Consider the following 25,405-nt stretch of genomic DNA (forward strand, 5'->3'; position numbering starts at 1 on the left):
AGATGGGAACGTCCTCGGTGCGCTTCGACTTTGAAATGTGGCGCCGCGCCGATGAGACGCTCGTGGCACGGGCATCCAATTGGCTTGTCACGGTTTCACCCGATCAGCGACCCATCCGGATTCCCGATGTTCTGCGGAAGTGTCTGGCCGGCTAGGCCTTCATGCCGGGCCAGAAGTACCTCCAGGAGCCCGCTTCGTGCCAGGTTCAGGTGCATTTCGGTCTGGCGCAGGGCAGAGTTCAGGTAGAAACCCTCGAGCCGGTCCCGGCTGGGTGTCCAGCGCAGACGCTGCGCATAATCCCAGACGGGCGCGTTTCCCATCTCCGCACCCAGTGCCGCAACGGTGCGGGTACGCCGCAGATGATGCGCGGCGATGGCATCCACCCGTGCCGCCAGGCCCCGAAACCGGTACTCGTGCCCGGGCAGGACCTCATACTCCTCATAGCGGCGCATCAGCTGCAGTGAGGCCAGAAAGTCGGGGAGCGGCTCGGCGCCGGGCAGGACGCCCAGGCCAACGCCGGAATAGATCTGCGGCAGAACATGGTCGCCGCCGTAGACCACGCGCCGTTCACGGTCCACGAAACACAGGTGTCCGCCGGTATGGCCGGGAGTGGAGAGGGCCGTCAGGCAGTGGCCGTCAAGCTCCAGAACGTCTCCGTCCTCAAGGAGAAGATCTGGTTCAATGTCCGCGAACAGCGGCGCCCGGCCGAAGGAAGCTCGAAGCTCGGCACGTCGTCCGGCGGGTACGCCCCAACCGTCAAGAACGCGGTCATACGCCTCCAGGTCCCGGCGCCAGGGACCCAGCTGATGGGTCAGGACAGCCCGCTCAGCTCGGGACAGCACCACCTTTGCCCCGGTGATGTCCCGAAGCGTCCCCGCGATTCCAAGATGGTCCGGATGGTGATGAGTGGCGATGATCGTCGACAGCCCGTCCAGCGAAACTCCGATTGTCCGCAGGTTGCCGCGCAGGGCGTCAAGGTTCTCCGCCGAGTCCCAGCCCGGGTCCAGCAGATGGAAGGATGAGTCGCCGGAAAGCAGAACATAGCTGAGGGTGTATCTGACGCCGCCGTCGGGGATTGGCGACGCGATGGCCCACACATTCGGGGCCACCCGTTCCGGCGGCGGTAGTTCCCGGGCCCGCAGTGCTGCCAGCTGACCTGCGCTCGTGGGGTGGATCCGGGCAGCTTCCATCTTGCCCCGCGCGGCGTTCACCAGTCAGTCCACGGAACAATGGAGCGCAGGGGTGAGGAGAACAGCACCTCGCCGGCACCGGCGGGGGCCGCGGAATCGGAACTGATCCGGCGTTCCGTTTCCTCAATCGCTGCTCCGGTTGGCTCCGGATCCCCGTCAAGATAGAGCATCCGGATGCGCAGCCCTCCTGGCGGCTCCTCCACCACGCCGCCGAACGGCAATGAGCTGTGCCGCTGCGGGTGGCTAAAGGAAAAGGTCCAGGCTCCAGCCACCCCGTCTACCTCCAGCAGATGCGGTATCAGCGTAGTGTCCTCCCACGCGAAGCTGTCATGTGTTTGCCGGCCGTGCGGCTCGGCGTAACGGGTCAGGGTGATGTGCAGACCTCGGTTGGGGCGGTAAGGCAGCACATCGGGGCCAACCAGCACCCGCGGCGCCGCGTAGCCCTTCACCGGACGGAAGAATGCCAGCAGCGGTCGCCGCACACCGGGGATGATGGGACCGCGTCCCCACTGAAAGGAAGCTTCACCGAGGGCGTCCCACGCGGCCACGCTTTCCTGGACGGGCGGCCGGAACCAGTACATGGCCACGTAATCCGTGGCCGCCAAGCCGGAATCCTGCGCCGGGGCGGCCTGATCACGGTGAACCCGCGCCCACCTGTCGCCCCAGGCAACTCCGGGCAGCGCGAGGTTCTCCGGCCGGTGGTCCAGCTGATGCCAGCGGTTGTAGGCAGCGTGGGATCCGGGATCCGTGAGTTCAACGAAGGAAAAAAATGCCAAGTCGGCAAGCATGGCTACCTCATCTAGCTAACATTTGTTTGGCAAGGCTAGCAGTGCCCGGCGCGGAACGCGGCTGCTGTCGAATCAGCGGCACGCAGCAGGAGGGGACTGACTGACTGCACGGGGATGCTTCCCCTGCGGGCCAGGGAGATTGCTCCGACGGGTCCCTCGTCTCCCAAAATAGCGGCGCCCACGGAGCTCACGCCGCTTGGGCGGGTACTGCCGTCCTGGAAAGCAATGCCCTGGCGCCGCCGGACCGAACTGAGCCGGCGGTTCAGTTCACTGCGTCCGGAAGCACGTTCCACCCCTGCCCCGGCGATGACGGAATCCACCTGCGCAGCGTCCAGCCAGGAGAGAATCGCCATGCCGGAGGCGGACTCCGGAGCATAAATCCGGGTTCCGATCCGGGTACTCACTCCTGCCTGGCCTTCGGCCCCGGTCCTGTCTACGTAATCAATAAAACCGCCGCGCAGGATGCCCAGGTGAGCGACCATCCCCGTGGCCGCAGCCAGATCAATGAGCTCCGGACGCGCGGCAGCCCGCAGGCCTTCGAAATCAGAGGAAAGGCCCCGGTAGGACAGCCGCGGTCCCAGCACATAGCCCTCGGCATCATGCTGCACCCAGGCACGGTCGGTCAGCTGGCTGAGCAGGCGGAACGCCGTTGACCGCGGCAGCCCGGTAATGCCGGCAACATCCTCCAGCAACAAATAGCCGGGCGCCTCGCTGAGGCAGTCCATGATGAGCGTGATCCGCTCCAGCACCCCTGTGCGCACTGCGCCTGCCATCCCTTCCTCCCGCTCCCGTCATCAGGCCTGTCACGGCCCGGCATTTGTGCCGGCCCGGTTACGCCAAGCAAAACACATTCAGGACCGGGCAGCGCGGGGCTGATTCCACCCAGTGGGACCGGAACCAAGCGCGCGGAAACTTCGCCTAGCGTGAAGCGAAACGTGTAGAGACAACAGGAAAGGATGCCGTGCGAACGTACGCAGAAGTGGTGAGAAGCCGCGCGCAGGACGAGCATGAGGGCCTTCGCTTCGAGGGGCGGAGCTGGAGCTGGGCCCAGGTCATCGATGAGGCGTCCACCCGGGCCGCGATCCTCGGGACCATTGAGCCGGGCATCGGACGCAGTCAGGTCCATGTGGGGGTTCTGCTGCAGAACACCCCCGACTATGTTTTCTGGCTTCTGGCGGCAGCACTGAGCGGCGACGTGATTGTTGGCATCAACCCGACACGGCGCGGTGCCGAGCTCACGCATGACATGCAGCACGCGGACTGCGATCTCCTGATCAGCGAGCCGCTCTACTTGGCAGCCGATGACTGCCCCGAACTGCCGGTGCCTGCAGAGCGCATCTTCGACGTGGAGTCCGGTGATTACGCCCGGCTGCTCGAATCCCATGCCGGAGCTCCCCTGCCCGGAGAACTGCCGGATGCAACCTCGCTCTACCTGCTGCTGTTCAGCTCCGGATCCACCGGTGCCCCCAAAGCCGTCATCTGCACCCAGGGCCGCCTGGGCACAGTAACCCCCAGCCTCACGGAGCGCATTTCACTGCACCGCGGGTCTGTCAGCTACCTGCACCTGCCGCTGTTCCACGGCCACGGCATCATGATGAACCTGGCCACCGCCGCCGAAGCCGGGGCAACAGTGGTCATGGTGCGCAAGTTCTCTGCCAGCCGTTTCGCCCGTGACATCCGCGAGCACAAAGTGACGTTCGTAAACTACGTTGGGCGCGTCCTGAGTTACATTCTCGCCCAGCCGGAAGATCCGGCCGACGCCGACAACTGCCTAGAAGCAGTGTTTGGCTCCGAGGCATCTCCGGCCGAAGCGGAGAGCTTCCGCAGGCGGTTCGGCTGCGAGGTCCGTGAAGGCTTTGGATCAAGCGAGGGCATCATCCGCATCGTTCCCGTACCGGGCACCCCTGCCGGCGCCCTGGGCCTGCCCGCCGCCGGCATGACAGTGGAGATCCGCTCGGCCGACGGCGCGGAGTGCCCCCGGGCAAGGTTCGACGAGACCGGACGTCTCCTCAACGCCGAGGAAGCCATCGGGGAGATTGTTGTGGTGGGGGCAGGCCCGCGCTTTGAGGGTTATTACAACAATCCCGAGGCAATGGCTGAACGCCTTCGGTTCGGCGGAGAGGACTTCTGGACCGGGGACCTCGGGTACCGCGATGAGGAGGGCTACTTCTACTTCGGCGGCCGAACCTCGGACTGGCTGCGGGTGGACGGCGAGAACTTCGGCACCGCTCCCGTTGAACGCATTATCTCGCGCCACCCGGCGGTCTCGGGGGTTCATGCCTATGCCGTGCCTGACCCGCTAACGGGCGATCAGCTCATGTGCACCCTGGTGCTCCATCCGGGTGCCGAATTCGATCCCGCTGATATGGCGGCCTTCCTCGATGCCCAGCCGGACCTCGGCACCAAATGGCGTCCCGCGTTTATCCGGGTGGTCGACCAGGCACCGACCACTGCCAACGCCAAAATCGACAAGGCTCCGCTGCGCAGGGTGGCCTGGGAAGCCGGGAACGTCTGGTGGGCCCGAAGCCGCAGCAGCGCGTATCTCCGCATGGAGGATGCAGACCGCGAAGCCCTGCGCAATCAATTCATCGCTGCGGGGCGCATCAATTCCCTGCCGGCAGCATCTGCGGCCCTTGTAGAAACTGCAGGAGCTGGTACCCGATGACAACTGCCCAGCATGTACTGAGCGCCGAGGATCTTCAGCGGTTCGCGGGAACCGTGGCAGAGCCTCCCCGGGTGGCCCGTTACGGAGTCTCGGAGGCTATGATCCGCAACTGGGCCGAGGCCCTGGATGACCGGAACCCGGTCTATGTCGACGAGGCAGCGGCCCGGGAGACCGGCCGCACCGGCATCATTGCTCCCCCGGCCATGGTCTCCACCTGGGTGATGTCCGGCTACCGCCGCTGGCGCGACGTGCAGCGCGCCCGGGCTGAGGGCGTGGTTGAAGCGACCCCGTACGCCGAACTGCTGTCCCTGCTGGACCAGGCCGGTTACACCTCGGTGGTGGCCACGCAGATGGAGCAGGACTACGAGCGTGAACTGACCATGGGAACGCAGGTCAGCTGCCACATCACCATCGACTCCATCGCCGGCCCCAAGAAGACCGGGCTCGGCGAGGGGTTCTTCCTCGTCCTGGGCAAACGGTATGTGGACGCCGAACAGAACACCATCGCCACCGAAAAGTTCACGCTGCTGCGGTTTCGGCCCAAGGAGGACTCATGACCATCCCCGGCACTGTTGTTCCGCACCTGGTGCGGACGCATGACAACGTCTTCTGGTTCGACGGCGCTGCGGAGGGCCGCCTGCTCGTGCAGCGGTGCACTGACTGCGAAACGCTGCGCCATCCGCCCGCGCCCAGCTGTCCCCACTGCCGGTCCTTTGACTGGGACTCGGTTGAGTCCTCACGGCAGGGAACCCTCCACAGCTGGACCGTGGTGCACCACCCCCGGGATCCGGCCTTCACCTACCCGCTCCTGGTGGGGCTCGTGGACCTGGATACCGGCACCCGGCTGGTGGCGGACTTTGAGCCCACCGACCACGATGCGCTCGCCGTCGGCTGTCCGGTGGAGGTCTACTTCGCCGAACACGCCCACGGCGAGATCCTCCCCCGCCTGAGGCTCCGGTCCGGACACGGGGAAACAGACGTTACTCAGCAAGGAGTGTCATGAGCAGCAACGGATTCACGCCGGGAGAACCGCTTCCGGTGCTGGACGTCCCGATCGACCGCGCCTTCATCGTTGCCGGGGCCATCGCTTCGCAGGACTTCGAAGATGTGCACCACGATCCGGATGCGGCCATCAACCGGGGAACACCGGACATCTTCATCAGCATCAACACCACCAACGGCGTTGTGGGACGCTACGTCACGGACTGGGCCGGACCGGCTGCGCGGCTGCGCTCGGTCTCCCTGCGTCTGGGAATGCCGCTGCACCCCGGAGACGTCCTGCACCTGACCGGAGAGACCGTTGCCGCGGATGACGCAGGGACCACAGTGAAAGTCACCGGGTCGCATGCCCGCGGCATCCACGTCACGGCAACAGTGAACCTGACCCGGCAGGAGGCTGCGGCATGAGCGGCTTCTCGGGAAAGGCAGCAATAGCCGGGATCGGCGCCACCGAATTCTCCAAGGATTCCGGACGCAGTGAATGGCGCCTCGCCTGCGAGGCAGTGCTGGCCGCGCTCGCCGATGCGCAGATCCCGGTTGAGGAAGTTGACGGCTTCTCCCTGTTCTCCATGGAAAACAATCCCGAGATTGCCGTGGCCCGGGCACTGGGGATCCCCGAGCTCAAGTTCTTCAGCCGCATCCCGCACGGCGGCGGAGGCGCCTGCGCGCCCGTCCAGCAGGCGGCCATGGCAGTAGCCAGCGGGGTTGCGGACGTCGTCGTCGTTTACCGCGCCTTCAACGAGCGTTCCGGACACCGTTTCGGTTCCGGTCCCCCGCAGTTTGCCTACGCCACCACCACGGACCAGGAATACCGCAACTGGATCAACCCGTACGGGCTGCTCACCCCTGCGGCGCAGGAGGCATTCCTCGCCCGGCGCTACATGCAGGAGTACGGCGCCACCAGCGCTGACTTCGGGCAGATCTCCGTGCTGTCCCGCAAACATGCGGCGAACAATCCGCTGGCCTGGTTCCACAACCGTCCCATCACCCTGGAGGACCACCAGGCTTCCCGGATGATCGCGGACCCGCTGCGGCTGCTGGACTGCTGCCAGGAGACCGACGGCGGGCAGGCGCTGGTGATCGTCAGTGCCGAACGCGCCCGCGACCTTCCGCATCCCCCGGCCATCATCACCGCCGCCGCGCAGGGCGTAGGTCCGCAGCAGATCTCCATGAGCAGCTATTACCGGGACAATATCGACGAAATGCCCGAAGTCGAACTGGTGGCACGGCAGCTGTGGCAGCAGGCCGGCCACGGCCAGGAAGGTATTGACGCCGCCATCCTGTATGACGCGTTCACCCCCATGGTCCTGCTGCAGCTCGAAGAATACGGATTCTGCAAGCGCGGCGAAGCCAAGGACATGATTGCCGACGGCCAGCTGGAACTCACCGGTTCGCTGCCCATCAACACCCACGGCGGCCAGCTCGGCGAGGGGTACCTGCACGGAGTGAACGGCATCGCCGAGGGCGTACGCCTGATCCGCGGCACCTCGGTCAACCAGCCGCCCAAGAATCTCGCGAATGTGCTGGTCACCGGCGGTTCACCCGTGCCGCACAGCGCCCTCATCCTTGCTACCGACCACTGAAGCCCCCAGGAGTGACAATGAATCCAGATCTTTCACCTGAATCGAAGCAGCTGCGCGCGGAGCTGCGCGCCTACTTCGCCAGGATCATCAGCGCCGACGACGCCCGTGACCTCGTGGAACAGACCGAAGGCGGCCCGACCTTCTCACGGATCCTGAAGCAGATGGGCGCCGACGGCTGGCTCGGCCTGGGCTGGCCCACGGAATACGGCGGGCGGGGCGAGGACCCCGAAGCACAATTCGTGTTCTATGACGAAGTGATCCGGGCCAACGCCCCCCTGTCCCTGGTCAGCCTGAACACGGTGGCTCCCGCCCTGATGAAACACGGTACCCGGGAACAAAAGGAATTCTTCCTCCCGCCGATCCTGGCCGGTGAGCTGATGTTCGCCATCGGCTACTCGGAGCCCGGTGCCGGTACCGACCTCGCCTCGCTGCGCACCACGGCGCGGATCGAAGGCGATGAACTGGTCATCAACGGCAACAAGCTCTACACCAGTGCCGCTATCTTCGCTGACTGGATCTGGCTCGCTGTGCGCACCGACCCTGATGCACCGCGTCACAAGGGCATTTCGGTGGTCATGGTGCCCACCACCGCCCCCGGATTCTCCGCCACCGAAATCCACACCGTGGGAGGCATCAGCACCGCCGCCACCTACTACGAAGATGTCCGGGTACCCCTGAGCAACGTCGTCGGCGAACTCAACGGCGGCTGGCGGATGATCACCAACCAGCTCAACCATGAGCGTGTTGCCCTGGCAGCACGGGGCGGGATCGCCAACGAGCTGTTCAGTCAGGTCCTGGACTGGGCCCGCACCGAACCGTACGGCGAGGGACACGTCCTGGACCTGCCCTGGGTGCGCTCCACACTCGCCGAGGTCTACGCCTTGCTCTCCGCTGCCGAACTGGTGAACCTTCGCCTGGTGGCAGATGTCGCGGGCGGCACGCTGGCCGGCGGAGACGCAGCCGCAGCGAAGGTGATCGGAACGGAAACGGTAGTGGAGGTGTACGGCAAGCTGCAGGACGTGCTGGGTGTGGCAGGCCTGCTGCGTCCGGGATCCCGCGGTGCAGCCATCAGCGGGCGGGTTGAGACACTGGCCCGCCGTGCGCAGAACAATACCTTCGGTGGCGGCAGCAACGAGGTCCTGCGGGATCTTGTTGCCGCCAAGTCACTGGGAATGACCGTGGCGGTCCGCCGCCAAGAGAAGAAGGAAGAGGCACATGCAGTTCGAACTCGATGAGGATCTGCGCGAAGCAGCCCAGCTGGCAGAGGAAGTCTTCACACAGATGGCCGCCACCACGCGGGTGAGGGACGTCGAGCGCGAAGAAGGCGGGCACGACGAGGCACTGTGGAAAGCCCTCGCGGACACGGGAATCCTGGGGCTGGCCCTGCCCGAAGAACACGGCGGTTCCGGTCTGGGCGTGCTCGGGCTGGTAGCAGTGCTGGAGCAGCAGGGCCGGCGGGTTGCCCCGGTTCCCTTCGCTGCCGCCGTCGCCATGGCCGCACTCCCGATCTCCTGCTGGGGAACGGACGCGCAGCGGGACCGCTGGCTGCCCGGGTTCCTTGACGGATCACTCCTCATTGCCGGAGCCATTGACGCGGCCGTTGACGGCGACAATGCCGTGCGCGGCGAACGCGACGGCAGCGGGTGGCGGATCTCCGGCACCCTGCTGGCGGTCCCGGGTGCCGGCAACGCGGCTGCCCTGCTCGTTCCGGTGAAGACCGACGACGGCGTGATCGCCGTCATCCTGCCGGTGGACCGGGAAGGGGTCAGCCGCGAGGCGGTGTCGCTGACAAGCCACGGCGCGGCGGCCGGCGTGGTGCTGGACGCGGTGCGCGTGGAAGATGACGAAGTGCTCACCGGCGGATCCATGCCGGTGCAGCAGGCACGCATGCTCGGACGCATCGCGCTGGCAGCAGTCCAGGCGGGAGTCTGTGAAGAAGCCATCGCCATCACCGCGGCCTACACGTCCGAGCGCATCCAGTTCGACCGTCCGCTTTCGGCCAACCAGGCTGTCTCGGCCCGCGCCGCCGATGCACATCTTGATGCCGAGCGCATCAAGCTCACCACCCGCCGGGCCGCCTGGCTCGTTGACCAGGGAGGCGACGGCGCGGAATCCGCATCACTCGTTGCCTCCTGGTGGGCAGCACACGGCGGCCTTCGCGTTGTGCTGGCAACCCAGCATCTGCACGGCGGCATGGGCGCGGACATCGATTACCAAATCCACCGCTACTTCCTGTGGGGCCGGCAGAACGCATACTCGCTGGGCAGCGCTCCGGCTCTGATGTCCGAACTCGGATCAATGCTGGAAACCGTACCGATGATCGGAACCCCGGCGTAACACTCCGAAAGCCTCCGGCCGGCTGCCCTGACAGGCGCCGGCCGGAGGCTTAGGCGACCCGCAGGTCGATCTCGCCGGGCCGGGCGCCGCCGGCCCCGAATACCAGATGGCGGTTGGCGATCTTGTCGGTGAAGAACCTGTCGTGGCTGACCACCACCACGGCTCCCGGGAAGTGCAGCAGCGCCCGCTCCATCACCTGGGTGCTGGAGAGGTCCAGGTGGTTGGTGGGCTCATCGAGCAGCAGCACCGAGGCGCCGGAGAGCAGGCACTGGGCCATGGCCACCCGCGCCTTCTGCCCGCCGGAGAGGTTGCCGATCTTCTGCTTCAGGTCCGCCTCGGAGAACTGGAACATGGTCAGGAACCGGTTGACGGATTTCTTCGTGGCGGTCAGAGCGAGGCTGTCCGGCATGGCGTTCACCGAATGGGTGACGGTGTCACCGTCGTCGAGCTCCGCCAGCACCTGGTTGTAGGAGACCATTTTCGCGCCGTTGGCCCAGACAACCTTGCCGGCGTCGGCTTTCTCTTCGCCCGTCAATACACGCAGCAGCGTCGTTTTCCCGCTGCCGTTGGAACCGAGGACCACCAGCCGGTCCCCGCGCCGGATTTCGAAACTCAGGTCCTGGAACAGCGTCCTGTCACCGTAGGACTTGCCCACGGACTCCACCCGGAACAGGTTGTCCTTGACGTGCAGACCGCCGTAGATTTCCGTGATGATCTGGTCCACGGGGCGCGGAGCGCGGGCTTTCTTGATTTTCGCCAGCCTGCCGCCCAGGCCGTCGCTGCCGGCTTTCGCCGCCTCGCGCCGGTCGGAAATGCCCTCGGCTTCGAAAGCCAGCAACTCGGACTCATGGACAAACTGGGTCTGCAGCGCCTTGAGCCGGAACTGTTTTTGGATAACGTACTCGCCGAAATTACCGGGATATTCGTGCAGGTGGTAGTTCTCCACCTCAATAATGCGGGTCACCACGGCGTCCAGGAACTTGCGGTCGTGGGAGACGACGACGGCGGCGCCGCGGAAATCGCGGAACCAGCCTTCCAGCCACTCCACGCCGGCAACATCAAGGTAGTTGGTGGGTTCATCCAGCAGCAGCACGTCCGGTGCCTGCAGCAGAATCTTGGCCAGGGCGGCACGGTTGCGCCAGCCGCCGGAGAGGGCATCGATGGGGCAGGTGCGGTGCGCCGCGCTGAACCCGAGGGTGGTCAGTGCCGCGTCGATCCGGCGCGGATAATCCCAGCCGTCCAGCCGGTCCATGGTTTCGAACAGTTCCGACTGCCGGCGGATCAGCTTATCCAGTGCCTTGGGTTCGGGATCCGCGGCAATCGCCTCGTCAATGGAGGCAAGCTCGGCTTCAGCGGCTTTGATCTCCACGAACAATGCGTCAAGCACCTCGGTGATGGTGGATTCACCGTTGAGCTCGGAGAACTGGGAGAAGTAGCCAATTTTCAGTCCCGGCTCCACGCTGACCGTGCCGGAGTCCGGCTGAACCTGCTCCAGAATCAGTTTCAGCAGAGTGGATTTACCCGAACCGTTTTTGCCGATCAGCCCCACCCGGTCCTTCGGCTCCAGCCGGAAAAACGCTTCACGCAGGATCTGTGTCTTATCGAAGCCAACGTTGACGTCCTGCAGCCTGATCAGGCTCATTCGGGATTTCCTCTCGGGGTGGGAACTGGTGAACGGTGCCGGCGGACGGATGGGCCGCGCGGCGGGTATTGCACCCGTTGACCAGCCACTCATCCTATCTGCTGCGGCCGTCCCTGTTCGGAGCGCGGCCGCAGCGCCATACTGTACATTCCATGGCAGATTCACCTTTACCGATGAAGAGAGGTGCTCGATGTCCGACGCGACAGCCCTTGTGTCCGGCCTGGGAATGGGCGAATCGGCACGCTGGCACGGCCAGGAACTGTGGTTTGCCGACTGGCTGGCGGGCACCATTTCCGCTCTCGACGCGGCTGGGAACGTTCGGCGGGTTGCCGGCGTGCCGTCAATGCCGATCTGCTTTGACTGGCTGCCGGACGGGCGGATGGCGGTGGTCTCCGGCAGTGATGCAGCCGTCCTGCTGGAGGTGCCGCACGCCGGGCTGGTCCCCCTGGCGGATCTGCACGGAATCTCCGGGCACCCGTGGAATGAAATAGCGGTCCATCCCTCGGGCAACATCTATGTCAACGGCATCGGCTACGACTATTCCGGGCAGGCCGTTCCCAACGGACCCATTGCCCTCATCCGGCCGGACGGCTCCGCGGAACAGGTTGCCGGCGGCCTGGCCTTCCCCAACGGCATGCTGGTGAGCGGGGACGGCAGCACGCTGGTGGTGGCCGAATCCAACGGCGGGCGGCTGACCGCTTTTCCTATCCGGGACGACGGAACCCTGGGAGCAGGCTCGCTGTGGGCTGATCTTGCCGGCGGCGCCCCGGACGGGATCTGCTGGGACGGCACCGGCGGGATCTGGTTTGCCGAGGTCCCCGGGGAACGCTGTGTCCGGGTGGCACAGGGCGGCTCGGTGCTTGAAACGGTCCGGCTTGACCAGGGCTGCTTCTCCTGCGCTGCCGGCGGCGAGGACGGCGGGCTGCTGTTCATGCTGACGGCGCAGTGGCCTGACGTCATGGATCCGGCTGCCGAACACACCGGCCGAGTTATGGGGCTCAGAGTGAAGTAGGCGCGGGCGGGATATCTTTGGGGTGAGACGGCCGCCGGGTCTTCAACCGGCCGCTGTTACGCTGGTTGCTGATCGCTCATTCAGTAACATTTCCCGCCTGCAGAATACGGAACAACGGCCATGACTGATACAGCACAACGGCTGCTCTCCTCCGCCACTGCTGCCTTCGCTGCAAAAGGTTTTCACGGCACCACCACACGGGACATCGCCTCCGGCGCCGGAGTGACCCCCGGAGCGGTTTATGTACACCACAAGTCCAAGGAAGATCTGCTCTACTGCATCTCCAAGGTGGGACATGAAAAAACCCTGGATCTGGTGCGGTCCAGTACAGGTAAGTTCAAGGACGACAGCCCGGCGGACCGGATGGCCGCCCTGGTGCGGAACCTGGTGGAGTGGCAGGCGGCCAACCACACCAGCTCACGGGTAGTGAACTTCGAACTGCCGGCGCTGAGCGGCGAGCACCTGGCCGAAGTCCTCCAGATGCGCCATCAGGTGGAGGAAGAATTCCGGTCCATCGTCGACGACGGCCTGAAACAGGGTGTGTTTAACGTTCCGGACGCGAACATGGCAGTGGTGACTCTGCTGTCCCTGTGCATCGACGTTGCCCGCTGGTACCGCGGCGACGGACGGCTCAGTGCGGCGGAAATCGGTGAGCATCACTCTCTTATGGCTCTGCGGCTGCTCGGAGCAGATCACCGCTGAGGGATGCATACCCCGTTTTGATTCCTGCCCCCGGCTGACCCCTCCCCGTCATGGAGAGTTGTGATGGGTGTGTGGAAGTGCGCCAGTGAGGTGATTTTATATGTGCCGCGGCGATTCTTGGCTATATCCAGATAATTTTATATGACTGGATAGGAGTGGATACAACAGCTTCCCGAAGTAACCGCGCAAAAAGGAGGGCGGCGCTGATGCGCCGCCCTCCTTTTCCGTACCCTCCCGCTACTGCGTTCGCACTACGAGCCGCCCGCTACTCTGCTTCCGGCACTCTGCTTCCGGTGCTCCCCTCCTGCACGGGCTTCCGGTCATGCGAACGCCGAGAAGCCCGTGATGTGCCGGCCAAGAATCAGGGACTGCATGCTGTCGGTGCCCTCATAGGTGAAGACCACCTCCATGTCCGTGAGGTGCCGGGCAACATGGTTTTCCAGGAGCAGTCCGTTGCCGCCCATAATGTCCCGTGCCTCCGAGCAGACCCACCGGCCCTGGCGTGCAGCAAACATCTTGGCCATGGAGGCCATGGGGCTGGTCATGGTGCCTTCATCGGCCAGCTCGTTGAGGCGGAAACACGTCAATTTGATCGCGGTCACTTGTGCCAGCATGTTCGCCAGTTTGTTCTGTACCAGCTGGAACCGGCCAATTTCCTTTCCGAACTGCACCCGGGTCCTGGCGTACGCCACGGCAATCTCGTACGCCGCAACCGCGTGCCCAAGCGCCTCCCACGCCACTCCCCCGCGGGTGGCCGCCAGCACCTTGTTGACATCTTTGAACGAGTTGCAGTTCTCCAACCGGTTTGCTGCGGGAATCCGCAGGTTATCGATGGTGATATTCGGCTGCAGTACGGCGCGCTTGCCCATTTTGCCGGTGATCACCTTGGCGTTGTATCCGGCCGGATGGTTGCCGTCCGCATCCTTTTCCATCACGAAGGCCTTCACCGCACCGTCGGCTTCATCACGGGCGTAGATGATGACGACGTCGGCGAAGCTTGCGTTGCCGATCCACCGCTTGCTGCCGTTGAGGACGTATTCGTCTCCCTCGCGACGCGCAGAGGTCTCCAGCGACACGGAATCTGAACCGTGCTCCGGCTCGGTCAGCGCAAAGGCGCCGATTTTTTCAAACCTGGCCATGGGGGGCAGCCAGCGCTGTTTCTGTTCCTCGGAGCCCAGCATATCGATGCTGCCCATGGCCAGGCCGGAGTGCACGCCGAAAAACGTGTTGATGGATCCGTCCCCGCGGGCCAGCTCAGCAGCAGCCGTGGATGCCGCCAGCCGGGTCAGTCCGGGGCACCCGTAACCCTGGATGGTTCCGCCGGCAATATTCAGGGCAGCGAGTTTCGGAATCAACTCGTACGGAACCTCGGCACGCTCCCAGTAGTCATTGATGACCGGCAGAAGATCCTCATCCACAAAGGCACGCACCCGGCGCTGGACATCCCTGGCCTGCTCATCGAGGAGGTTGTCCAACAGATACAGGTCGCTGTCGACGTCCCGGACCGCGGTCGGATCAAAACTGAACCCGGCGGCCCCCGGGGCTCCTGCCACATCGCCCGGGTTAGTGAGTTCCGATGGGTTTGCAATTCCTGCGGTCATGTCGGCTCCGGCCTACTCGGTTACTAAACGATCATTTAGTAACCGAGTATGTCCACGGTCCCGGACGCCGTCAAGAGTGCCGCACTACCTGTTCAGAGACGCCCCGGCGAACAGGCGCTGACCGGCAAGCTGAGCTCCCCGGCCCAGCGACTCGAGTTTCGCTGCGGCAATATCCGGGTGGATCCGCCCGCCCAGGCCGCAGTCGGTTCCGGCAATGACGTTCTCCCTCCCCACGAGCCCGGCGAAGCGCTCAATGCGCTGCGCCACCAGTTCCGGATGCTCCACCACGTTGGTGGCGTGGGAAACGACCCCGGGAATCAGGACCTTGCCCTCCGGCAGCTGCCTGTCACGCCAGATGGTCCACTCGTGCTCGTGCCGGGCATTGGCTGCTTCAAAGGAGTAGGCGCCGGCATTGATCCGCAGGACCAGGTCCACAATGGCGCTGAACTCGATGTCGGTGGTGTGCGGTCCGTGCCAGGAGCCCCAGCACACGTGGAAACGGATCTGTTCCTCCGGCAGCCCGCGGAGCGCATAGTTCAGAGCCTCGACGCGGATTTCGGTGAAGCGAAGGTAATCCTCCACGCTCGGCTCCGGATTGATTTGATCCCAGTTCTCGGCAATGGAGGGATCATCAATCTGCACCACGAGACCGGCATCGACGATGGCCTTGTATTCCTCCCGAAGGACGTCGGCCCACGCAAAGATGAATTCTTCTTCGCTGCCGTAGTAGTCATTGCCGATGCGGCTGGCCGATCCGGGCGACAGGGCCGTGATAAAGCCGGTGGGCAGATCCGCTGCTGCCAATCCTGATTTGAGATTGTCAATGTCGCCGGCCAGGGCAGCATGGCCGGTATAGCTGATGGGTCCGGTAGCCGCGGGAAACGAGGTGGCGTTCCGGCCCAGCTGAATTCCGCTTTCCGGATCCGAATAAGCGGCGGCAAATCTGGTCCAGTCCCTCCGGTCAGCGAATGACGTCAGCCGGACGTTCCCGGGTTCGCTGCGCACCGGGCCGGCGGTGATGGGATTGAACTCGGTGAGTTCCAGACCTGCGGTGCGCTGGAAGCTGTAGGTCCACCACGCCCCGTAATCCACCGGGCTGGACATTGCCTTGCCGTATTCGCCGTCGCCCGGAATGGTGATGCCCAGATCCTTTTGCCGCTGCACCAGATCGATGACGGCTCCGGTAAGCAAACCGTCGAATGCGGTGTTCCGTTCCAGGGTGAATCCGTCGGCCGCAAAAGTCCGTGCGGCATTGGCGGCTATCAGTTCCGGCGTCCGGGGCAGGGAGCCGGCGTGGGTGGCGGGAATGTGGTCATGCGTCATGAGGTTTCCTTCCATCGTTCCTGCCGTTAGCACCTTTCCGGAACGGAAGTCCGGGGGAAGCTGCAGCGTCGCGGAGGCAGGTCTCTCAGCTGCTCTGGATGGTGTGGGTAAGGCTATATCCACTGGCAGCGCGCGGGGCGCCCCCTCCCCGGCGGGTGCCGGGTGCCGTGCGGAGGGGCTCACGTCCCAGCATGCACGTGCGGCCGGACAAAACCCAGTGGAACGTTATATGACGCCTGGAAGCCGACATATGGCGGAATGTTGCAGGGAAAAGACATCCGGACAGACCGCCGCCGGAGCCCGCAGCAGTGACCTCGGATCTGCATACATGATCCGAGGTCCCTTCCGGGACGGCCGGCGGAAACTATCCGGACAGTTCAGCTTTGGGCCGCGTTGTACGCGTCCCGGATTTCCTGGCTGATACGGCCGCGGGCGCTGGGTTTGTAGCCGTTTGCAATAGCCCATTCGCGAATCATTCGGCTGTTGTCGCTGCGCGGGGCACTCTCGCGCCGGGCGCTGCGCCCGCTGGAACCGCCCCGAAGCCGGCGCCCGCTGGAGATATAGGGGCTCAGCTTTTCCCGAAGCTCAGCAGCGTGCTCCGACGTCAGGTCAATTTCATATTGCGCCCCGTCCAGGCCAACTTTCACCGTTTCCTGCGCGTCTTCGCCGGTTAGGTCATCAATCAACAGCACTTGGGTTTTCTGAGCCACGTGATTTCTCTCTTTTCCGCTAATTCTGAACCACCCCTGTCAATCAGTTTAGTCAGTCGGCCTCTCTGGAATAGGCTGCCGGGCACATTTCGCTTTCAGCCTGCACAAGTAATTCTTCGCAGTCGTTTCACTACTGCCGGCGAATCGGTCTGAGTATCCGCAAAACGGATTCCCTCCAACCTTTGCGCAACGGCATCCGCGGCACGGGCGTTTAGTGGACGCTCACGCCGTCGGGCAGTTCATTGGTGGGCCGGCGTACAAAGAAGGAGGCGGCCAGGGCTACCAGCGAAATCACTGCACCCCAGAAGAATGCTGTGTGCACACCGGCTGCGGCGGCCGGAATGCCCGCAGCGCCGTCGTTGACCGCAGCAGCGGTTCCGGCGGTCATCAGAGTGATGAAGACTGCTGTGCCGGCGGCACCGGCCAGCTGCTGAAGGGTGTTGATGATCGCGCTGCCGTGGGAGTAAAGGGACTTGTCCAGGGAGCCCAGGGCCGAGGTAAACAGCGGCGTGAAGATGAAGCCCAGGCCGGTGTTGAGCAGGCAGTGGAGCACGATGACCAGAGGTACCGGGCTGTTTTCGTCCAGCGTGGTCATGCCCCACAGCGCACCGCTGAGTACCAGCGCGCCGGGGATCACCAGCGGACGGGGACCGAACTTGTCGAACAGTCCTCCGACAATGGGGGAAAGGATGGCCATGACGGCGCCTCCGGGCAGGAGCAGCAGCCCGGTGTTCAAAGTGCTGAGGCCCAGGACATTCTGCAAATAGAGCGGAAGGACGATCAGGCAGCCGAACAGTGCCATCATGCTCACCAGGACCAGGACAATGGCGACAACAAAGGGCTTGCTGGCGAAAGTGCGGAGGTCCATGAGTGCGCTGTCGGTGCGCTGGAGCGCCAGCTGGCGGAAGACAAATCCGGCCATGGCCAGGGCCCCGGCGGTCAGGGGAATCCACAGCGGCATCAGGGCCTCGCCCTGGGCGGCTTCGCCGATGCTGCTCAGGCCAAAGATCAACCCGCCGAAGGCCACGGTGGACAGCACGATCGACAACACGTCAAAGGGAACCTTCTTGGGTTCGGTCAGGTTTTGCACCTTGAGCGCACCCACCACCAGGGAGAGCACGGCGATCGGCAGGACCAGCCAGAACATCCAGCGCCAGTCCAGGGCATTGAGGATGATGCCGGAAACGGTGGGGCCAATGGCGGGGGCGACGGCGATGACTATCGAAATGGTGCCCATCATGCGTCCGCGGCGGTGGGCCGGAACGGCATTCAGCACGGTGGTCATCAGCAGCGGCAGCATGATGGCGGTTCCGCCGGCTTGGATAATGCGGCCGCCAAGCAGGGTGCCGAAACCCGGTGCCAGCGCCGCCAGCAGTGTCCCGGCACTGAAGAGCGACATGGCGGTCATAAAGAGACCGCGCATGGAAAACCGCTGGAGCAGGAAACCTGTGGCGGGGATTACCACGGCCATGGTCAGCATGAACCCGGTGGTCAGCCACTGGGCGGTGCCGGCGGTGATATTCAAATCAGCCATCAGGCGCGGAAGTGCAACGCTCATGATGGTTTCATTCAGGATGACCACGAAGGACGAGACGAGCAGCAACCCGATCACGGTCTTGGTGCGCGTGTCCAGGGCGTCGGGATTGGCCGGCCTGCGGCCTTTCGCTTCGGCGGACGACGGCGGCGCGGATGTGGCGACGGAAGACGAGTCAATGCTCAAGAGGGTGGAGTCCTGTTCACGGAGTTTGGCGTTTAAAACGGGCCTGGCCCGGGGTGCAATCTTATGCGGGCCCCGCACGGGACCCGCAAACGGACGCAACCTGCGCCGCGGCCGGTTTATTCCCGCACCGGCCGCAGGGCAACACGTGTGGCAGCGGCGACGGAGCCCAGGCCCAGTGCCGCCGTCGTCCCTGCCAGAGCGAAGAAAGTGCCCGGAACAACGGTGGGAACAGGCTGCCCGGAAACGCTGAAGGCTATGCCGAGCAGCGGGGGCAGGGAAAGCAGGATTCCCAGCATTACTGCCGTGGCCACCATCAGTGCCGCCTCAACGCCCGTCATCCTGCGCAGCTGCCGGTCCGTGGCGCCCAGCGCACGCAGCAGCATGAGTTCCGGGCGGCGGCGGGCCGTTGCCATGACCAGACTGTTGACCACGGACAGGCCAACATATCCCAGCAGGACCAGCAGTCCAACTACTGAAATCCATGACTGCGCGCTGCGTTCCGCGGCACCGGCGGCGCCCAGGGCGTCACGGTCCAGCACCGTCAGCCCCAGCTCTTCCACGGCGGCAACCAGTTCGCTGTCCGCACCGGTGTCCGCGGAGATGAGCACGTAGTCGTTAAGTCCCGAGGTGGTGTGTTCCCGCAGGGTTCCGTTGCCAACGGCGAGGTCACCGAACCCCAGCCCCCGTTCGTAGGTTGCCACAACGACGGCGGATGCCTCGGTGCCGTCCCCGTAGTGAAAGGAGAATTTTCCTCCCACCCCGGTGCCGGCTGACCGGGCCAGCTCCTTACTGAGCGCTACGGTGCCGGGCTCTGCCAGCCGTTCCAATGAACCTTCGCCGGCGCCTGGATCCAGCGTTGAGGACAGGTGCTCTGCGCCCACGCCGGAAATCATATAGGTCTCCACTGTGTCTTCCATCCCCAGGAAGGTGGTCTGCGCGAGAACCGCGGACCGGGCTACGGGGGTTGCCGCGTCCACGCCGGGTATTTCCGCAATTCGTGCGGCAACATCAGCGGAGATCCCGGCGGGCGCGGAGACCAGGTAGTCGGCAGTGACTGAATCACGGGACTGCTGCGCTGCTTCGGCCTCCACCGTGGGTGCCGTGAACAGTTGGACCGATCCCAGAGCCACCGCCAGCGCCAGCGGAACCATGCCTGCGGCCAGCCTTCGGGGAAAGGCAGCAGTGCCGGCCTCGGCCAGAACCATGGAAGCGGACGTGCTGCGGCGCAGCAGCGGCCGTACCGCGTCAAGGACACCGGTCACTATCCGGGGACCCAGGACTCCCGCCCCGATAATCAGCAGCAGGGCACTTGACGCGGCCGCCGTCAGCCCCGCCGGTCCGGGAACAGCCAGCGGGGTGAGCGCTGCGCCCAGTCCGGTTCCCAGCAGGACCAGTCCGGCGACGGTCCGCCTGCGGCCCAGCACGTGGTTTTCGGTGACCGCGTCACGCAGGGCCGCGGCGGGGGTTGCCCGGACGGCGCCCCGGGCAGCGGTGAGCGACGCTCCGGCTGCGGCGGCCATGCCCAGCACTATGGCTGCGAGCGCCGGGAGCGGGCTGTAGGCCAGGGCAAAGTCTGCGGGGATAATCCCGCCGGATACAAACTGCCGTGCCAGCAGCCGTGCCAGCCAGAATCCGGGCAGTGCGCCCAGGAAACCGGCAACTCCGGCCACAAGTGTCACTTCGCGCAGAATGATCCCCAGCGTCTGCCTGGTACCGGCGCCCACCGCACGCAGGAGTGCGAACTCCCGGCGGCGCGACATGATGGACAGCGACAGGGTGCCCGCCGTGACAAAGACCGCCGTCATGACCGCAGTCCCGGCCAGGGAGGCGCTGAGCAGCAGCAACATGGACCGCCCGGCGGCGCCGCCCGCGGCCTCCGCATCTGCGCGGCGGTCTCCCGTGTACCCGACAACTCCGTCCACTTCCGCTTCGATGGCGGCTGCCAGTTTCCGCGGGTCAGTGCCCGGTTCCGCGATCACCCCCACCGTAGTGACGGCGCCGGCGTGCGTCCACAGGGTATCGGTCCCGGAGGAACTGAGGAAAACGGCGGGTTCGCCGGAGACATCTCCCCTGTCCGCAGAACTCCCGCCGGCAGCAGCAATTCCGGTGACCGTGTACCGGGCCGGTTCTCCCCCATGGGAGAGCTCGATGCTGGAACCCGGACTTATCCCGAAGGAACCGTCCAGCACCACCTCGTCCGCTGCCTGCGGAGTGCGGCCGGAGAGCAGCGTGTAGGGTGCCAGCACCGCCGATTCCCATGCGGCGGCCTCGATACGCTGCCCCCCTGCGGTAGCCAGCGGGATGCTCACGTTCCCCACCGCCTGTTCCACCCCGGGCACCGAAGCAATGTCGGCCACTTTGTCCTTCGCGAGCAGCACGCGCTCGTGAAAGGGCACGGCAAGGTCTTCGGGCACGGGCATGGCCTGCGGAGCTCCGATGACGACGTGGGCACCGGCCAGGCGCTGGGGCGCGGTGCCGCCGCGCAGTCCCGATTCGATCAGGACCCCCATGGCGGTGATAAGGCCGGCGCACAGGAACACGGCAATGAAGACACCCGCAAAGCCGCCGCGGTTGTGCCTGATGGATGACAGGGCAAGAGCAAACATGTTCACCGCTCCCCCAGGTAGGCCACACGCTCGGTAATGTCCCGGACGCTGGCGTTGGCCATGCTTCCGTCCAGCTGACCGTCGGCGAGGAACAGGACGTTGTCCGCCGAACAGGCCGCCGCCGGATCATGGGTCACCATGACCACGGTCTGCCCAAGATCGGTCACCGTGTGCCGCAGCAGGTCCAGGACCTGCCGGGCGGCGGCGGAATCCAGGGCACCGGTGGGCTCGTCCGCGAAGACGGCGTCGGGCCGCGTGATCAGGGCCCGTGCAATTGCCGCCCGCTGCTGCTGTCCGCCGGACAGTTCCTGCGGCTTCCGTTCCTCCAGACCGGTCAGTCCCACAGCTTCCAGGACGTACTGAAGCCAGTCCTGTTCCACACTGCGCCCTCCCAGCAGCAGCGGCAGGATCACGTTGCGGGCAACGGAGAGCTGGGGCAGCAGGTTATAGGACTGGAAGACAAACCCTACGTGGTCGCGGCGGAAAGCCGGCAGGGTCCTCCTGCGCAGGCGCGACAGGTCGGTGGATCCCAGCAGCACCCGGCCGCTGTCCGGGGTGTCCAGGCCGGCCGCGCACTGCAGAAGCGTGCTCTTGCCGGAACCGGAGGGCCCCATGACAGCGGTAAAGGTTCCGGCCGGCACAGACAGGGAAACCTCCCGAAGGGCCGGAACGCGGGCAGTTCCGGTGCGGTAGCTCTTGGACACCGCCTCCAGCCGCAGGGCAATCGGTTCCGGGGCGTCACTGGTATCGGTATACACGGGCATTGTCCTTCGCTCGGTCCGGCGGCCGGTTGCCGCCGTTATTCGCTGTCTCCGACGCTACGGAGAAGACCTGCCCGGTCCGATACGGCCTGCACCCCAATCGGAGGTATAGCTGGCTATACCCCTCACGGAACCGGAGCAGGGCATAATCGGGCAGGTGATGCTTCCTGCCCGGCCCAGCCTTGAGACCCGTCTGAGCGCCGTTCGTTTCCTCCTGCGTGAAATGCTGGCCTGGCCTGCATCGCTGGGAGTCCTTGTAGCCGGCGTCGTCCTGCTTCCGTTTCTGCCCCTGGGCGTGGGCCTGTATCCCGTTCCCCGCCTGCTGGCAGTTCTGAACCTGCTGGCGTCCCGGGCCCAGGCGCGTGCCTGCGCCTACGGCTCCGCCGTGGTGCCCTTTGACCGCCGGCGGCTGGCAGACAGATATACCTTCGGGGAACTCGCGGCGCTGGTGAGCGCACCCGAAACCAAGCGCGATGTGTCCTGGCTGTTGTTCCACGCAGCGTTCGCCCTGCTGGCCGGCTGCCTGGCCGCGGGGCTGCCGCTGGCCGCACTGCTCTACGTCGTTGCGGCACCGTTTTGGACACTGTTCCCCTCCGATATGCCGCTGGAGCTGGCCTTTCCGGTGACCGGCTGGCCGGCAGCAGGAGCCACCGTCCTGCTGGGCCTGGTTTACGGATACGCGGCCTGGCTGCTGCCGCCCTGGCTGGCGCGGCGGCTCAGCGGCGGAACGCTGGGCATTCTTTCGCCCCGCCGGTACGACGAGCTCTCCCGCAGGATCCAGGATCTGTCCACTGCCCGGGCCAGCGCCCTGACTGCCCATGCCGCTGAGTTGCGCCGAATCGAAAGAGAACTGCACGACGGCGCCCAGAACCGGCTGGTGGGGGTGGTGATGATGCTCGGGCTGGCCCAGCGCGCAGCAGAGACCGATCCGGCCGCCGCTGCGCCGTTCATCAGCCGCGCACAGGATGCGGCTACAGAGGCGCTGGCCGGACTGCGCGAGGCCGTGCACGATATCTATCCGCCCATCCTTGATGAGCTCGGGCTGGGCGGAGCCGCTTCGGCCCTGACCAGCCGCTCCCCTATCCCGTGTGCCCTGGACGCGCACGGCCTGCTGCGCGCTCCGGCCGCCGTGGAATCAGCCGCATACTTTGTCCTGGCCGAGGCGCTCACCAACGCCGCAAGGCATTCCAACGCCTCCCGCATCGAGGTGGTCCTGCGCACGGAGGCAATCCCGCACGAGGATGTGCTGGTGGTCCGGGTGCGGGACGACGGCGGCGGCGGGGCTGCACTTCCGCCGTCGCCCGGCAGCGGCTCCGGCAGCGAATCCGGGACAGGCAGCGAATCCGGCGGGGGCACCGGGCTGGCGGGAATTGCACGCCGGGCCTCAGCCTTTGGCGGGAAGCTGATCCTCACCAGCCCGCCGGGCGGGCCAACCGATCTAAGAGTGGAACTGCCATGCGCCTTTTAATCGCCGAAGACGATGCCCTGCTGCGCGCGGGCCTGGAGCTGCTGCTGCAGGGCGAGGGCTTCGAAGTGGTCGGTTCGGCCAACAACGCCGAGGATCTGCTCGCCGCTTTTGAACCAGGGAGCGCCGACGGTGCGGTCCTGGATGTCCGGATGCCGCCGTCGTTCACCAATGAGGGGCTGCGCGCCGCGCTGGACCTGCGTGCGCAGGTGCCGGACTTTCCGGTCCTGGTCCTGTCCTCCTATGTAGAGGACAGATATGCCAGCCGGCTGCTGGCCTCCGGTGCACAGGGCGTGGGCTACCTCCTGAAGGAACGCGTGGGCAAGGTGGGTGATTTCGTAGACGCCCTGAGGCGTGTCCTGGCCGGAGGAACGGTGATGGATCCGGAAGTCATTGCCCAGCTCTTCAGCCGGCGCGGCACGCAGGACCCGGTGCGGTCGCTGACCCCGCGGGAATTCCAGGTGCTGGGACTGGTGGCCGAGGGGCTGGGCAATACCGCCATTGCCCAGGCCATTTCCGTTTCCGAAACGGCTGTCAGCAAGCACATCGGTAATATCTTCGCGAAACTCGGGCTTTCTCCGTCAGACAGCGGCCACCGCCGGGTACTGGCCGCTTTGGCGTACCTGCGTTCCTAATCGCCGGGAATGTGCCGAAATCCTGCAACTCTGTGCCGCCCAAAAAATTCTGGACTCTCTGCCCTGATTTCCCGCACAGCGCAACCGGGCGGAGGAAATGTGTTTTATCCGGGGAATGTGACTAGTGTTGATAAAGGGAATTTTGTGTCATGGGGACCGGGAGAACCGACGGCGGGGACCACGGGTCGCTGCCGGCAGAACAGGGGCGGCCGTGCTGACAGGATCCGGCGCGGACAGGCGGCTGAGGCTTCAGCCTGTGACCTGGTCCACGGATACGCGGAGTTGACCCCGTCACGCCGCAGGCCGGAAGGATTCGCCCGTCCGACGGTTCCGGCGGCTGATCACGGGTGTTCGTGAAGTTCCCGCACCGCCGGGGTCGAGCGGCTGGGCTGCCTACTGTGCCACCGGCCACCGATACCCTCCAGCGGCCCCGATCACGCACCTCTGCGGCGTCCGTTACTAAATAGTTACCTTCCCGTAATCGGCTTGTACTGTTGAAGCCATGCCGTTACCTGAAACGGCGCCCTTGGCTTGTTACCTAGCTCTGCCGCTGGTCAAGGTCCACAAATTTCACTCTTCGGCAGAGGCGGGGGAACCACTTACGGGTTCCTTTGAATCCTTGGGGTTAAGTCGGCCGAGGTTTTCTTCGGCGGGCCGGATGACTCCCATCCGCATCCGACAGCTCACCTCGCAGGTATCGGGAGAGGTAACTCTATGTTGAACAATACTCGTGGACGTCACAGCGCCGGAAACACCGGAGTGTGGGCCGCAATCGCAAACACCGCAAGCGGCAAGGCCCGCACCGTGGGCAGCGCCGCTGCAGTTCTCGCGGCAGGCTCCGGCCTGGTGCTGAGCATGGCCGGCCCCGCCTCGGCAGGCGTCACCGCCAACGACTCAACCGAGTCTTACAGCGCTCCTGCTGCTGTAGCCGCTCCTGTGGAAACTCCGGCACCTGCCGCAGCTGCCACCGGATCAACCCACGTTGTCCAGCCGGGTGACACCCTGAGCGCAATTTCAGCCACCTACGGCGTCAGCCTGGACAGTGTCCTGGCCCTGAACGGCCTTGCGCTGGAATCCATCATCTACCCCGGTGACGTCATCACGTATGCCGGCGGCGCAGTTGCCGAGGTAGCCCAGGCTGCCTACGCTGCACCGGCTGAGGCCGTCTACGCCGCACCGGTGGAAGCCAGCCCGGCCGCAGCCGACTTCAGCACCTTCAGCACCCCGGTGTCCTCCGTGACTCCGGCTGCTTCCACGGGTACAGCTGTCGGCGGCACGAACTCCATCATGCTGAACTCCGCCTACGCCCAGATGGGCGCCGCCCAGGACTGCACCGTCCTGGTGGAGGTTGCCCTCCGGGCAGCCGGCCACTCGGTGGGCGATCTGGCTCCGGCACAGCTGGCTGCCTACGGTACCCCGGTATCTGACCCCCAGCCCGGTGACATCGCCTACTACGCCGACGGCGGCATGGGCCTTGCCCACATCGCCATCTACGTTGGTGACGGCCAGGCCATCCACAGCGGATGGAACGGCAACCAGACGGTTCAGCAGAGCGCCAACGTCGGTTCCGGTGCTGTCTACTACCGCGTAGCGTAAGCACGCACCAATAGCTCCCACCGGAGTGCGGGAAGCGAACGGACCTGCGCTCCGATGGATGTAGTAGGGA

22 protein-coding genes and 1 riboswitch are annotated in these 25,405 nt (G+C 65.2%); of the genes, 12 read left to right on the forward strand and 10 right to left on the reverse strand.

Features of this window, described 5'->3' with window-relative positions:
• Positions 1-95 precede the first annotated feature (95 nt).
• Genes QMA10_RS04520 through QMA10_RS04530 form a run of 3 tightly spaced genes read right to left on the reverse strand, consistent with a single transcriptional unit; the run spans position 96 to position 2,751 of the window.
• Entirely contained in the window at positions 96-1,211 is a 1,116-nt protein-coding gene (locus QMA10_RS04520; protein ID WP_290166513.1) for an MBL fold metallo-hydrolase, read from the reverse strand.
• A complete protein-coding gene (locus QMA10_RS04525; protein ID WP_290166515.1) occupies positions 1,208-1,966 on the reverse strand; it encodes a hypothetical protein in 759 nt (252 codons plus the stop codon). The genes QMA10_RS04520 and QMA10_RS04525 overlap by 4 nt, the downstream gene beginning before the upstream one ends.
• Positions 1,967-2,013: 47 nt before the next feature.
• Entirely contained in the window at positions 2,014-2,751 is a 738-nt protein-coding gene (locus QMA10_RS04530; protein WP_290166516.1) for a helix-turn-helix domain-containing protein, read from the reverse strand.
• 188 nt (positions 2,752-2,939) lie between these two features.
• Here QMA10_RS04530 and QMA10_RS04535 point away from each other — a divergent pair, with 188 nt between their 5' ends.
• Genes QMA10_RS04535 through QMA10_RS04565 form a run of 7 tightly spaced genes read left to right on the forward strand, consistent with a single transcriptional unit; the run spans position 2,940 to position 9,562 of the window.
• The gene (locus tag QMA10_RS04535; protein WP_290166517.1) at positions 2,940-4,643 is read left to right on the forward strand and encodes an AMP-binding protein; all 1,704 of its coding nucleotides are present in this window, start codon (positions 2,940-2,942) and stop codon (positions 4,641-4,643) included.
• Positions 4,640-5,200 (forward strand): MaoC family dehydratase N-terminal domain-containing protein, encoded by a 561-nt coding sequence (locus tag QMA10_RS04540; RefSeq protein WP_290166518.1) that lies wholly within the window; start codon positions 4,640-4,642, stop codon positions 5,198-5,200. The genes QMA10_RS04535 and QMA10_RS04540 overlap by 4 nt, the downstream gene beginning before the upstream one ends.
• Entirely contained in the window at positions 5,197-5,646 is a 450-nt protein-coding gene (locus QMA10_RS04545) for a zinc ribbon domain-containing protein (protein ID WP_290166520.1), read from the forward strand. The genes QMA10_RS04540 and QMA10_RS04545 overlap by 4 nt, the downstream gene beginning before the upstream one ends.
• Positions 5,643-6,050: a MaoC/PaaZ C-terminal domain-containing protein gene (locus tag QMA10_RS04550; RefSeq protein ID WP_290166522.1), complete on the forward strand. Its 408-nt coding sequence runs from the start codon at positions 5,643-5,645 to the stop codon at positions 6,048-6,050. Before QMA10_RS04545 ends, QMA10_RS04550 begins: the two co-directional genes overlap by 4 nt.
• A complete protein-coding gene (locus QMA10_RS04555; protein ID WP_290166523.1) occupies positions 6,047-7,225 on the forward strand; it encodes a lipid-transfer protein in 1,179 nt (392 codons plus the stop codon). Before QMA10_RS04550 ends, QMA10_RS04555 begins: the two co-directional genes overlap by 4 nt.
• A gap of 17 nt (positions 7,226-7,242) precedes the next feature.
• Positions 7,243-8,460, forward strand: a complete 1,218-nt coding sequence (locus QMA10_RS04560; RefSeq protein WP_290166524.1) for an acyl-CoA dehydrogenase family protein — start codon at positions 7,243-7,245, stop codon at positions 8,458-8,460.
• Entirely contained in the window at positions 8,441-9,562 is a 1,122-nt protein-coding gene (locus QMA10_RS04565) for an acyl-CoA dehydrogenase family protein (protein ID WP_290166526.1), read from the forward strand. Before QMA10_RS04560 ends, QMA10_RS04565 begins: the two co-directional genes overlap by 20 nt.
• 49 nt (positions 9,563-9,611) lie before the next feature.
• On the opposite strand, the gene QMA10_RS04570 is transcribed toward QMA10_RS04565, so the two are convergent.
• Positions 9,612-11,204 (reverse strand): ABC-F family ATP-binding cassette domain-containing protein, encoded by a 1,593-nt coding sequence (locus QMA10_RS04570; RefSeq protein ID WP_290166528.1) that lies wholly within the window; start codon positions 11,202-11,204, stop codon positions 9,612-9,614.
• 190 nt (positions 11,205-11,394) lie between these two features.
• On the opposite strand from QMA10_RS04570, the gene QMA10_RS04575 reads away from it, so the two are divergent.
• Entirely contained in the window at positions 11,395-12,216 is an 822-nt protein-coding gene (locus tag QMA10_RS04575; protein ID WP_290166529.1) for an SMP-30/gluconolactonase/LRE family protein, read from the forward strand.
• A gap of 120 nt (positions 12,217-12,336) precedes the next feature.
• Positions 12,337-12,918: a TetR family transcriptional regulator gene (locus QMA10_RS04580; protein ID WP_290166531.1), complete on the forward strand. Its 582-nt coding sequence runs from the start codon at positions 12,337-12,339 to the stop codon at positions 12,916-12,918.
• Positions 12,919-13,238: 320 nt separating this feature from the next.
• Here QMA10_RS04580 and QMA10_RS04585 read toward each other — a convergent pair whose 3' ends face one another.
• The 6 genes from QMA10_RS04585 to QMA10_RS04610 all read right to left on the reverse strand — a co-directional run bounded on the left by QMA10_RS04585 (position 13,239) and on the right by QMA10_RS04610 (position 21,636).
• A complete protein-coding gene (locus tag QMA10_RS04585; RefSeq protein WP_290166532.1) occupies positions 13,239-14,519 on the reverse strand; it encodes an acyl-CoA dehydrogenase family protein in 1,281 nt (426 codons plus the stop codon).
• A gap of 84 nt (positions 14,520-14,603) precedes the next feature.
• Positions 14,604-15,842, reverse strand: a complete 1,239-nt coding sequence (locus tag QMA10_RS04590) for a cobalamin-independent methionine synthase II family protein (RefSeq protein WP_290166534.1) — start codon at positions 15,840-15,842, stop codon at positions 14,604-14,606.
• A gap of 377 nt (positions 15,843-16,219) precedes the next feature.
• Positions 16,220-16,552: an Lsr2 family protein gene (locus QMA10_RS04595; protein WP_290166535.1), complete on the reverse strand. Its 333-nt coding sequence runs from the start codon at positions 16,550-16,552 to the stop codon at positions 16,220-16,222.
• A gap of 211 nt (positions 16,553-16,763) precedes the next feature.
• Entirely contained in the window at positions 16,764-18,164 is a 1,401-nt protein-coding gene (locus QMA10_RS04600; RefSeq protein WP_290166631.1) for an MDR family MFS transporter, read from the reverse strand.
• Between the two features lie 224 nt (positions 18,165-18,388).
• Positions 18,389-20,878 carry an ABC transporter permease gene (locus QMA10_RS04605; protein ID WP_290166537.1) on the reverse strand — a complete coding sequence of 830 codons (2,490 nt, stop codon included), beginning with the start codon at positions 20,876-20,878 and terminating at the stop codon, positions 18,389-18,391.
• A 2-nt stretch (positions 20,879-20,880) separates the two neighbouring features.
• Positions 20,881-21,636 (reverse strand): ABC transporter ATP-binding protein, encoded by a 756-nt coding sequence (locus tag QMA10_RS04610; RefSeq protein ID WP_290166538.1) that lies wholly within the window; start codon positions 21,634-21,636, stop codon positions 20,881-20,883.
• A gap of 163 nt (positions 21,637-21,799) precedes the next feature.
• On the opposite strand from QMA10_RS04610, the gene QMA10_RS04615 reads away from it, so the two are divergent.
• The 3 genes from QMA10_RS04615 to QMA10_RS04625 all read left to right on the forward strand — a co-directional run bounded on the left by QMA10_RS04615 (position 21,800) and on the right by QMA10_RS04625 (position 25,335).
• Positions 21,800-23,107: a histidine kinase gene (locus tag QMA10_RS04615; RefSeq protein WP_290166633.1), complete on the forward strand. Its 1,308-nt coding sequence runs from the start codon at positions 21,800-21,802 to the stop codon at positions 23,105-23,107.
• Positions 23,095-23,739 (forward strand): response regulator transcription factor, encoded by a 645-nt coding sequence (locus tag QMA10_RS04620; protein ID WP_290166540.1) that lies wholly within the window; start codon positions 23,095-23,097, stop codon positions 23,737-23,739. Before QMA10_RS04615 ends, QMA10_RS04620 begins: the two co-directional genes overlap by 13 nt.
• Positions 23,740-24,297: 558 nt before the next feature.
• Positions 24,298-24,450: riboswitch (cyclic di-AMP (ydaO/yuaA leader) on the forward strand.
• A 3-nt stretch (positions 24,451-24,453) separates the two neighbouring features.
• Positions 24,454-25,335, forward strand: a complete 882-nt coding sequence (locus QMA10_RS04625; protein WP_290166542.1) for a LysM peptidoglycan-binding domain-containing protein — start codon at positions 24,454-24,456, stop codon at positions 25,333-25,335.
• The last annotated feature ends 70 nt before the right edge of the window (positions 25,336-25,405 follow it).

This window comes from Arthrobacter sp. APC 3897 (assembly GCF_030407495.1).
Taxonomy (GTDB): Bacteria; Actinomycetota; Actinomycetes; order Actinomycetales; family Micrococcaceae; genus Arthrobacter_B.